Here is an 8638-nt window from a genome sequence, read left to right on the forward strand (position 1 = left end):
GACCTCGGCGGTACCGCTGCGGCAACACCTGGGCCGCTGTGCTGGAGGCATGACGACGACCACGAGACCACGGACACGACTCTTCCTCGCCGGTCTGCTCGCCCTCGGGCTGACGACCGGCGTCACGGCATGCTCGGGCGCGACGGACCCCACCGCCGGACCGACCCACGCGAGCACGGGCATCGGAGCCCAGTGGGGTGACTGCATGCGCTCCGCCGGGTTCGACATCGAGGACCCGAGCGACGACCAGGTCAGCTCCGGGACGGTCCTCTCGCCGGCGGGTGTCGACCAGGAACGCTTCCACAGCGCGGCGGACGAGTGTGCGGAGGACCTGGGTGTGCATCGCGCCGACTCGGCAGAGCAGGACAAGTGGGTGCGCCAGTACCAGCAGGTCGCCTCGTGCGTCCGCGAGGAGTACCCGGACTTCCCGGAGGACGGGTCGGACGGTGGCATCTCCTTCGACCCGGACGGGTACCCGCCCGCCCGCGAGCCGGCGTTCCAGGAACTGGCGCAGAAGTGCATGCAGCAGTACGCACCGGACACGCAGACGCAGGAGGTCGGCTGATGCGGATCGACGCGCGAGCCGTGCTCGCCTCCTTGCTCGTGCCGGCGCTGCTCACCGGGTGCTCGTCGGCACCCGACGACGAGTCCCGTCCTCCGGCCACCGGTACGCCCTCGGCATCCACTGCGTCAGCCGCAGAGGTCGGCGCGTGCATGCGGGACCGCGGCCACGACGTGGACGACTCGCAGTTCGCCGAGAGCGGGGGCTCACGTGCCCGCGTGAGCGTCCCACCGGGGGTCGACGCGGACCGCTGGGTCGCCGATCTGGACGCCTGCTCCGGCGGTGCCGCCGACGCGCCCGCTGCCCAGCCGGTACCCGGCTGGGACGCGCTGAGGAGGAAGGCGGCGGCCTGCATCCGGGACGGCGGGTTCCCCGACTACCCGGACGGGACGGAGGACCAGCGCCGGTGGAAGCCGTCGGACACCGACGCGTTCGACCGCGTCGCGGAGGACTGCGACGCGGAGGTGTACGGCGCCGTGGGGACGGAGGCCGGGCGATGAGCATGACTCGCAGGGCCAGGACCGTGACCACGGCCGTCTGCCTGGTGGCCGCCCTCGGAGCAGGGACCGCCACGTGGGCACTCGTCGCCGCACCCTCGACCGAGGCCGCCGAGCACGTCGCCGAGCACCACGGGCCGACGGCAGAGGTGACGCGCGGTGACCTCGTCGAGTCCCGGACGGCCGCCGGCACCCTCGGGTACGGTGCACCGACCCCGGTGGAGGGTGCTGGCGATGGGACGCTCACGTGGCTGCCACGGCCCGGACAGGTCGTGCACCGTGACGAACCGCTGTACGCCGTCGACGAGCGGCCGGTCCGGGCGTTCACCGGCACCACCCCGCTCTGGCGGCCCCTCTCCCGAGGGCTGCACGGCGCCGACGTCCGGCAGCTCACCGAGAACCTCGCGGCGCTCGGCTACGACGTCGCCGAGGACGACGTGTTCGGTCCGCGGACCGCCGCTGCCGTCCGGGCATGGCAACGGGACCGCGGGCTCGAGGTCACCGGCACGATCGACGCTGGACAGATCGCGTTCGTCGACGGAACGGTCCGTGTGGCGTCCGTGCCCGGACGACTCGGACAACCGGCCGGTGGCGACGTCCTGCAGGTGACGAGCACGAAGCGGGTGGTCACGGCGACGGTCGCACAGCGTGACGCCGAGCCCTTCGCGGTCGGCACCGCGGTCCGGGTGCTCGTCAACGGCGGCGGGGATGCGATGGCCGGCGAGGTCGTCGACACCGTCCCGGCCGAGTCGGACGACGGCAAGGAGACCGTGACCGTCACGGTGTCGTTCGACGCCGGTGACCGGGAGTTGCCCGACGCAGCCTCCGCACAGGTCGTGGCCGACGGACACACCGAGCGGGACGTCCTGTCGGTCCCGGTGTCGGCGCTGGTCGCACACGGCTCGTCCGGGTACGCCGTCGACGTCGTGGGGAAGGGCGGTCACACCCGGCGCGTCCCCGTCCAGGTCGGGTTCGTGGCCGACGGCCGTGCCGCGGTGACGGGCGACGTCGCCGAGGGCGCCCGCGTGGTGGTGCCCTCGTGACCGCCCGGACTCCGGACGGCGACACCGTCCTCGTCCTCACCGACGTCACCCGGTCGTACGGCGAGGTGCAGGCCCTGCGCGGGGTCTCGCTCGAGGTCCGGCGCGGGGAGCTCGTCGCCGTCGTCGGCCCCTCCGGGTCGGGCAAGTCGACCATGCTCAACACCATCGGCACGCTCGACCGGCCCACGACCGGGACGGTGACGATCGCGGGCGCGGACGTCGGGTCGCTGTCCGACGACGCGCTCTCCGCCCTCCGCGCCGAGCACATCGGGTTCGTGTTCCAGCACTTCCACCTGCAGGCGGGGGCCACGGCGACCGAGAACGTCGCGGACGGACTGCTCTACACGGGGACGCCGCGGCACGAGCGGCTCGAACGGGCGGTGGCAGCGCTCGAGCGCGTCGGACTCGGGCACCGGGTCGACCACCGGCCGCACCAGCTCTCCGGCGGCGAGAAGCAACGCGTCGCCATCGCCCGCGCGATCGTCGGCGAGCCCACCGTGCTGCTCGCCGACGAACCCACCGGCGCGCTCGACACCGTGGCGGGGGCGGCGATCCTCGGTGTGCTCCGCGAACTGCACGCCGCCGGTACCACGGTGCTCGTCATCACCCACGACCTCGAACTCGCCGCGTCGCTGCCCCGACAGGTGCGCATGCGGGACGGCCGGATCGAGGACGACAGCAGGAGCGACGCAGCGCGCCTCGCAGCGGCGATCGGCGCGGTCCCGGCCGTCTCCACCGAGGCCGCGCGGTGAGCGCCCGACGCACGCTCGGCACGGGTGACCTGCTCCGGCTCGGGGTGTTCGGCCTGCGGACCCGACCGACCCGCGTCGTGCTCTCCGCCCTCGGGATCGCGATCGGGATCGCCGCCATGATCGCGGTCGTGGGCATCTCGTCCTCGAGCAAGGCCGCGCTCGACCGGGTCCTCGACGCCCTCGGGACGAACGTCCTGACGGTCACGCAGGCGGAGTCGTTCGCGGAGCAGGTGCCGCTGCCCGCCACCGCCGTCGAGTCCGTCCAGTGGCAGGACGACGTGCTCGAGGCCGCCGGGGTGGGCAAGGTCGAGGACGCACGGGGCTACCGGACCCCGTACGTGCCGACGGCGGAGACGAAGGGCATCGGCGTCCTCGGGGCCGAGGGGGACGTCCCCGAGGTCCTCGGCGGCTCGGTCGCGGCCGGCCGGTGGATCGACCCGGGATCAGCGGCGCCGGCACAGGTCGTGCTCGGCGCGGCGGCGGCGCGCGCCCTCGGCATCGACCGCGTGACGGCGGACACCCGCGTGTGGCTCGGCGGTCGCTGGGTGCAGGTCGTCGGCGTCCTCGGGCCGCTGCAGCTCGCCGAGGACCTCGACAACCAGGTCTTCGTGCCCCGTGGCCTCGCCGCCGACCTCGGCTGGGACGGGCATCCGTCCGCGGTCTACACCAGGGCCGACCCCGACCGGGTCGCCTCCGTCCGCGACCAGCTCCCGCGCACGGTCAGCCCGGCGTCCCCGGCGGACGTGGCGGTGACCCGCCCGTCCGATGCACTCGCGGCGAAGAACGCGACCGACGACTCGTTCACCGGGCTGCTCGTCGGCATCGGTGGCGTGGCGCTCCTGGTCGGCGGGATCGGCGTCGCGAACACGATGGTGATCACGGTGCTCGAGCGACGGGCGGAGGTCGGTGTCCGCCGAGCGCTGGGAGCGCGGCGACGGGACGTCCGGGACCAGTTCCTCGTCGAGTCGCTGCTGCTGTCGTTCCTCGGCGGCGTCGCGGGGGTGGTGATCGGCGTGGTCGTCACGCTCGTGTTCGCGCTCGGACAGGGGTGGCCGGTCGCGGTCCCGCTCTGGGCCGTCGCCGGCGGGCTCGGGGCGACCGTGCTCATCGGTGGGCTGTCGGGGCTGTCGCCGGCTGCGAAGGCGGCGCGGATCCCGCCGACGTCGGCGCTCGCCGCGGCCTGAGGCGGGCGGGCAGGACCGAGCCGGGAGGCACGGGGCCGGGTCGGACGGACCGGTCCCGTGCCTTTCTCTGCGTCGGTGATGTTGGTTCTCCTGTGGAACAGTTGCGTTCGTGTTGGTTCAGCACGTACAGTGCTCAGAACCAACGGGAACGAAGGAGTCCGGGCATGTACGCAACGGAGCGGCACGAGGCCATCGCCGCGGCCCTGCAGTCCGCGGGCCGGGTGTCCGTGGCCGGGCTCGCCGAGCACTTCGACGTCACCACGGAGACCGTCCGCCGCGACCTGGACGCCCTCGAGACCGCCGGGGTGCTGCGCCGTGTGCACGGCGGAGCGGTCCCGGTCGAGCGGTCGAGCCTCGTCGAGCTCAGCGTCGCCGAGCGGGAGGGGCAGCACGGCCCGGAGAAGACCGCGATCGCCCGGGCCGCCATGCGCCTGGTCCCACCGACGTTCACCGGGTCGATCGCGCTCGACGCCGGCACGACGAGCGGTGCGGTCGCCGCCGAGCTCGCCCGCTGGGAGCCCGCCACCCCCGGCGCGACGATCACGGTCATCACGAACTCCGTCCCGATCGCGGGCGTCCTCCAGCACAGCGCACACGTCGAGCTCCACCTGCTCGGCGGCCGGGTGCGCGGGGTGACGAGCGCCGCCGTCGGCACCGCGACCGTCGAGCAGATCGGCGCGCTCCGCCCCGACGTCGCCTTCGTCGGGACGAACGGCCTGTCCGCCGGCTTCGGCCTGAGCACGCCCGACGAGCACGAGGCCGCGGTGAAGGCCGCCTACGTCCTCGCCGCCCGACGGAGCGTGGTCCTCGCGGACGCGGCGAAGCACGGCGTCGAGGCCCTCATGCGCTTCGCCCGACTCGACGAGATCGACACGCTCGTCACCGACCAGGAGCCGCCGGCCGACCTCGCCGGGGCCCTCGCCGACGCCGACGTCGAGGTGGTCGTCGCATGAGCGCCCGCATCGTCACCGTGACGCCGAACCCCTCGCTCGACCGCACGATCGAACTGTCCGGGGAACTCCAGCGCGGCGCCGTCCAACGAGCCGTGCGGTCCACGGCCGAGCCCGGCGGCAAGGGCGTCAACGTCTCGCGGGTCGTCGTCGCGAGCGGCGGGGACACCGTCGCGGTCCTGCCCGGCGACGAGACCGACCCCGTGCTGCTCGGCCTCGCCACCCGCGGGATCCCCACCGCAGCCCTGCCGATCGGCGCCGCGCTCCGCTCGAACGTCACGGTCACGGAGCCGACCGGCACGACGACGAAGCTCAACGAGCCGGGCCCGTCGCTCGCCGGACGGCTCGACGACCTCGCGGAGCTCGTCGCCACCACCGCCGGGCCCACCGCGACCGGACCGGCCGCACGCTGGGTCGTGCTCGCCGGGTCCCTCCCGCCGGGGCTGCCGGACGACGCACTCGCCGTGCTCGTCCGCGCGGTCCGGCAGCGACACGGCGACGACGTCAAGGTCGCGGTCGACTCGTCCGGCGTCCCGTTCACCGCGCTGCTGCAGTCGGGGGAGCGGATCGACCTGGTGAAGCCGAACGCCGAGGAACTCGCCGAGGTCGTCGGCGGCGACCCGGAGGCGTACGAGCAGGAGCCGGGACTCGCCGCCGCTGCAGCCGCACGGCTCCGGGAGCGCGGCGTCGGCACCGTCCTGCTCACCCTCGGCAGCGCCGGCGCCGTCCTCGTCGACGGCACCGGCTCGTGGTCGGCAGCGGCACCACGGATCACGGCACGCTCGACCGTCGGAGCGGGTGACTCCGCGCTCGCCGGGTACCTGCTCGCGGAGGTCGCCGGAGCTCCGCAGGAGCGTCGACTCGCCCAGGCCGTCGCCACCGGGGCAGCCGCCGCGGGCCTCCCGGGCAGTGACGTCCCCGCGCTCGACGCCACCGACCCCGACGCCGTCGTCGTCCGTCGCCTCGACCCGTCGGCGGACAGCTCCCCAGCGGAGCACGCCACCGACCACCCCGTCCCGCACGTCGTCTGACCTCCCCGGTCCGTCGTCCGCCTCCCGGCCCGCCCCGTCGCCGGAGCACCACCAGCACACCCGTCCCACCAGCACAGCCCAGTCCCACCAGCACAGCCCCCCGGCGCACCGCGCCACTGCGAAGGAGCAACCCATGTCCGCTGCGCACAGCACCGGCGCCGGCGACGGTGCCGGCCTGATCGGCGTCGACCTCGTCGGCCTCGACGAGGACCTCGGCGCCACCTCGTCCGACGTCATCCGCGTCCTGGCCGATCGCATCGCCGCGACCGGCCGCGCCGCCTCCGGCGAGACCCTCGCCACGGACGCGATCGCCCGCGAGGCGAGCGTCGGCACCGGCGTCCCCGGCGGCATCGCCATCCCGCACGCCCGGTCGACCTCGGTCACGGCCCCGACGCTCGCCTTCACCCGCCTCGCGCGGACGGTGCCGTTCGGCGCGCCCGACGGCGACGCCGACGTCGTGTTCATGATCGCGGTGCCCGACGGCGCGGACAAGGACCACCTCACCGTCCTGTCGACCCTCGCACGTGCGCTCATCCGCGAGGACTTCACCGCCGCTCTCCGCGCCGCGACCACCCCGCAGGAGATCGTCGACCTGGTCGACCGCGAGGTGAGCGGCGAGGTCGCCGCAGCCGGTGTCGGCGCCGCTGGTCGGGCCTCCACCGCGACCGGCCAGGAGGCCCGTCCCACCCCGGCAGCGGACACGCACGTCGTCGACAGCGACAGGACCGGCACCGCCGGTCGTCGGAAGGTCATCGTCGGCGTCACCGCCTGCCCGACCGGCATCGCGCACACCTACATGGCCGCCGACGCCCTCGTCGCGGCCGCCCAGCGGGCCGGTGCCGAGATGCACGTCGAGACGCAGGGGTCCTCGCAGGTCGAGCCGCTCGACCCCGCCCTCATCGCCCGAGCCGACGCCGTCGTCTTCGCGGTCGACGTCGACGTCCGGGACCGCTCGCGGTTCGCCGGCAAGCCGCTCGTCTCCGGCCCGGTCAAGCGCGGCGTCGACGAGCCGGACGCGATGATCGCCGAGGCGCTCCGCGCGGCCGACGACCCCGCGGCCACCCGGGTCTCCGGCTCCGCGGCCGAGGCGGGCACGAGCACCGCGAAGGACGAGCACTTCGGGCAGGCGCTCAAGCGCTGGCTGCTCACGGGTGTGTCGTACATGATCCCGTTCGTCGCGGGCGGCGGGCTCCTCATCGCCCTCGGCTTCCTGCTGTCCGGGTACGGCATCGCGCTGGCGCACGGTGACGACGGCGTCAACAACGCGGTCTGGACGCTGCAGCACTCCACCCTGCTCGATCTGCCGTCGCAGGGGCTCGGGTACTACCTCGGTGCCGCGGCCTTCCAGATCGGCTCCGTGTCGCTCGGGTTCCTGGTGGCAGCCCTCGCCGGGTACATCGCCTACGCGATCGCCGACCGGCCGGGCATCGCGCCGGGCTTCGTCGCGGGGTCCATCGCCGTGTTCATGAACGCCGGGTTCCTCGGCGGGCTCGTCGGCGGCCTCATCGCCGGTGCCGCCGCGTACTGGATCGGCCGCATCCCGACCTGGCGCTGGCTGCGCGGGCTCATGCCGGTCGTGATCATCCCGCTGTTCGCGTCGATCATCGCCTCGGGCCTCATGCTCCTCGTGCTCGGCGGCCCCATCGCCTGGCTGATGACGCAGCTCACCGGCTTCCTCAACTCGCTCTCCGGTGCCTCGGCGGTCCTGCTCGGCATCATCCTCGGCCTGATGATGGCGTTCGACCTCGGCGGTCCGGTGAACAAGGTGGCGTACGCGTTCGCCGTCGCCGGGCTCGGTGCCGGCAGCGCGTCCAACGTCGTGCCGTTCGAGATCATGGCCGCGGTGATGGCCGCCGGCATGGTGCCGCCGCTCGCCCTCGCGCTCGCGTCGACCGTCCTGTACCGCAAGGGGTTCACGAAGCCCGAGCGCGAGAACGGCAAGGCCGCGTGGCTGCTCGGCGCGTCGTTCATCTCCGAGGGCGCGATCCCGTTCGCCGCCGCCGACCCGCTGCGGGTGATCCCGGCGTCGATGGTCGGTGCGGCCGTCACGGGTGCGATCTCGATGGCGGCGGACGTCACCTCGCGGGCACCGCACGGCGGGTTCTTCGTGTTCTTCGCGATCGGGAACCTGCTCATGTTCACCGTCGCGATCGTGGCCGGCACGGTCGTGTCCGCGCTCGTGCTCGTCGCGCTGAAGAAGTGGGTGCGCCGGGCGCCGGCCGCGACCGACGCGGCTGCCGGCGAGGCAGCGTCCGCCGGCGAGACGGTGGGGCAGCGCGCGCCGGTCGCCGCGTAGCGCGTCCGAGCCCTGCGACACGCCGCCGGGCTACCGAGACGCCGCCGAGCACACGAGACGCCGCCGGATCCGGCGGCGTCTCGCGCCTTCAGCGGCGTCTCGCGTCGACGCCCCCGCTCCGCACGGGACTGACGGGAGGCTCCCCACCGGTGGGCCCGGCGACGTGGGCCGGGGTGCCAGCTGGCCCCGGGCCTCCCGTCCGTCGCGACGCGCGCGAGCGGTGCGCCGAGGTTCCGCGATCACGGCAACTCGGGGCGCGAGGTGCGCGCATTGCGGAACCTCGACGGGAGCCGGCGGCGTGTTGCTGTCTCTTATACACATCT

At 74.3% G+C, this 8638-nt stretch carries 8 protein-coding genes; all 8 read left to right on the top strand.

All coding sequences use genetic code 11. From position 1 onward, the window contains the following. Nucleotides 1-49: 49 nt before the first annotated feature. The 8 genes from DEI84_RS09955 to DEI84_RS09990 all read left to right on the top strand — a co-directional run bounded on the left by DEI84_RS09955 (nt 50) and on the right by DEI84_RS09990 (nt 8315). Nucleotides 50-565: a hypothetical protein gene (locus DEI84_RS09955; RefSeq protein WP_110890693.1), complete on the top strand. Its 516-nt coding sequence runs from the start codon at nt 50-52 to the stop codon at nt 563-565. After that, entirely contained in the window at nt 565-1062 is a 498-nt protein-coding gene (locus DEI84_RS09960; RefSeq protein WP_110890694.1) for a hypothetical protein, read from the top strand. The genes DEI84_RS09955 and DEI84_RS09960 overlap by 1 nt, the downstream gene beginning before the upstream one ends. Then, nucleotides 1059-2102: a peptidoglycan-binding protein gene (locus DEI84_RS09965; protein WP_146236347.1), complete on the top strand. Its 1044-nt coding sequence runs from the start codon at nt 1059-1061 to the stop codon at nt 2100-2102. Before DEI84_RS09960 ends, DEI84_RS09965 begins: the two co-directional genes overlap by 4 nt. Then, on the top strand, nt 2099-2854 hold the full coding sequence (locus DEI84_RS09970) for an ABC transporter ATP-binding protein (protein ID WP_110890696.1): 756 nt from the start codon (nt 2099-2101) through the stop codon (nt 2852-2854). Before DEI84_RS09965 ends, DEI84_RS09970 begins: the two co-directional genes overlap by 4 nt. Further along, on the top strand, nt 2851-4038 hold the full coding sequence (locus tag DEI84_RS09975; RefSeq protein WP_110890697.1) for an ABC transporter permease: 1188 nt from the start codon (nt 2851-2853) through the stop codon (nt 4036-4038). Before DEI84_RS09970 ends, DEI84_RS09975 begins: the two co-directional genes overlap by 4 nt. 164 nt (nt 4039-4202) lie before the next feature. Beyond that, nucleotides 4203-4991, top strand: a complete 789-nt coding sequence (locus DEI84_RS09980) for a DeoR/GlpR family DNA-binding transcription regulator (protein ID WP_110890698.1) — start codon at nt 4203-4205, stop codon at nt 4989-4991. After that, nucleotides 4988-6019: a 1-phosphofructokinase family hexose kinase gene (locus tag DEI84_RS09985; protein WP_110823383.1), complete on the top strand. Its 1032-nt coding sequence runs from the start codon at nt 4988-4990 to the stop codon at nt 6017-6019. The genes DEI84_RS09980 and DEI84_RS09985 overlap by 4 nt, the downstream gene beginning before the upstream one ends. Before the next feature lie 133 nt (nt 6020-6152). After that, complete coding sequence (locus DEI84_RS09990) at nt 6153-8315, top strand: fructose-specific PTS transporter subunit EIIC (protein WP_110890699.1); 2163 nt, start codon at nt 6153-6155, stop codon at nt 8313-8315. The last annotated feature ends 323 nt before the right edge of the window (nt 8316-8638 follow it).

The organism is Curtobacterium sp. MCBD17_023, from assembly GCF_003224415.1.
Lineage (GTDB): Bacteria > Actinomycetota > Actinomycetes > Actinomycetales > Microbacteriaceae > Curtobacterium.

Coding starts and splice junctions, on each gene's coding strand:
- DEI84_RS09985 (WP_110823383.1), top strand. CDS start 4,988: ATGAGCGCCCGCATCGTCACCGTGACGCCGAACCCCTCGCTCGACCGC.
- DEI84_RS09960 (WP_110890694.1), top strand. CDS start 565: ATGCGGATCGACGCGCGAGCCGTGCTCGCCTCCTTGCTCGTGCCGGCG.
- DEI84_RS09990 (WP_110890699.1), top strand. CDS start 6,153: ATGTCCGCTGCGCACAGCACCGGCGCCGGCGACGGTGCCGGCCTGATC.
- DEI84_RS09980 (WP_110890698.1), top strand. CDS start 4,203: ATGTACGCAACGGAGCGGCACGAGGCCATCGCCGCGGCCCTGCAGTCC.
- DEI84_RS09955 (WP_110890693.1), top strand. CDS start 50: ATGACGACGACCACGAGACCACGGACACGACTCTTCCTCGCCGGTCTG.
- DEI84_RS09965 (WP_146236347.1), top strand. CDS start 1,059: ATGAGCATGACTCGCAGGGCCAGGACCGTGACCACGGCCGTCTGCCTG.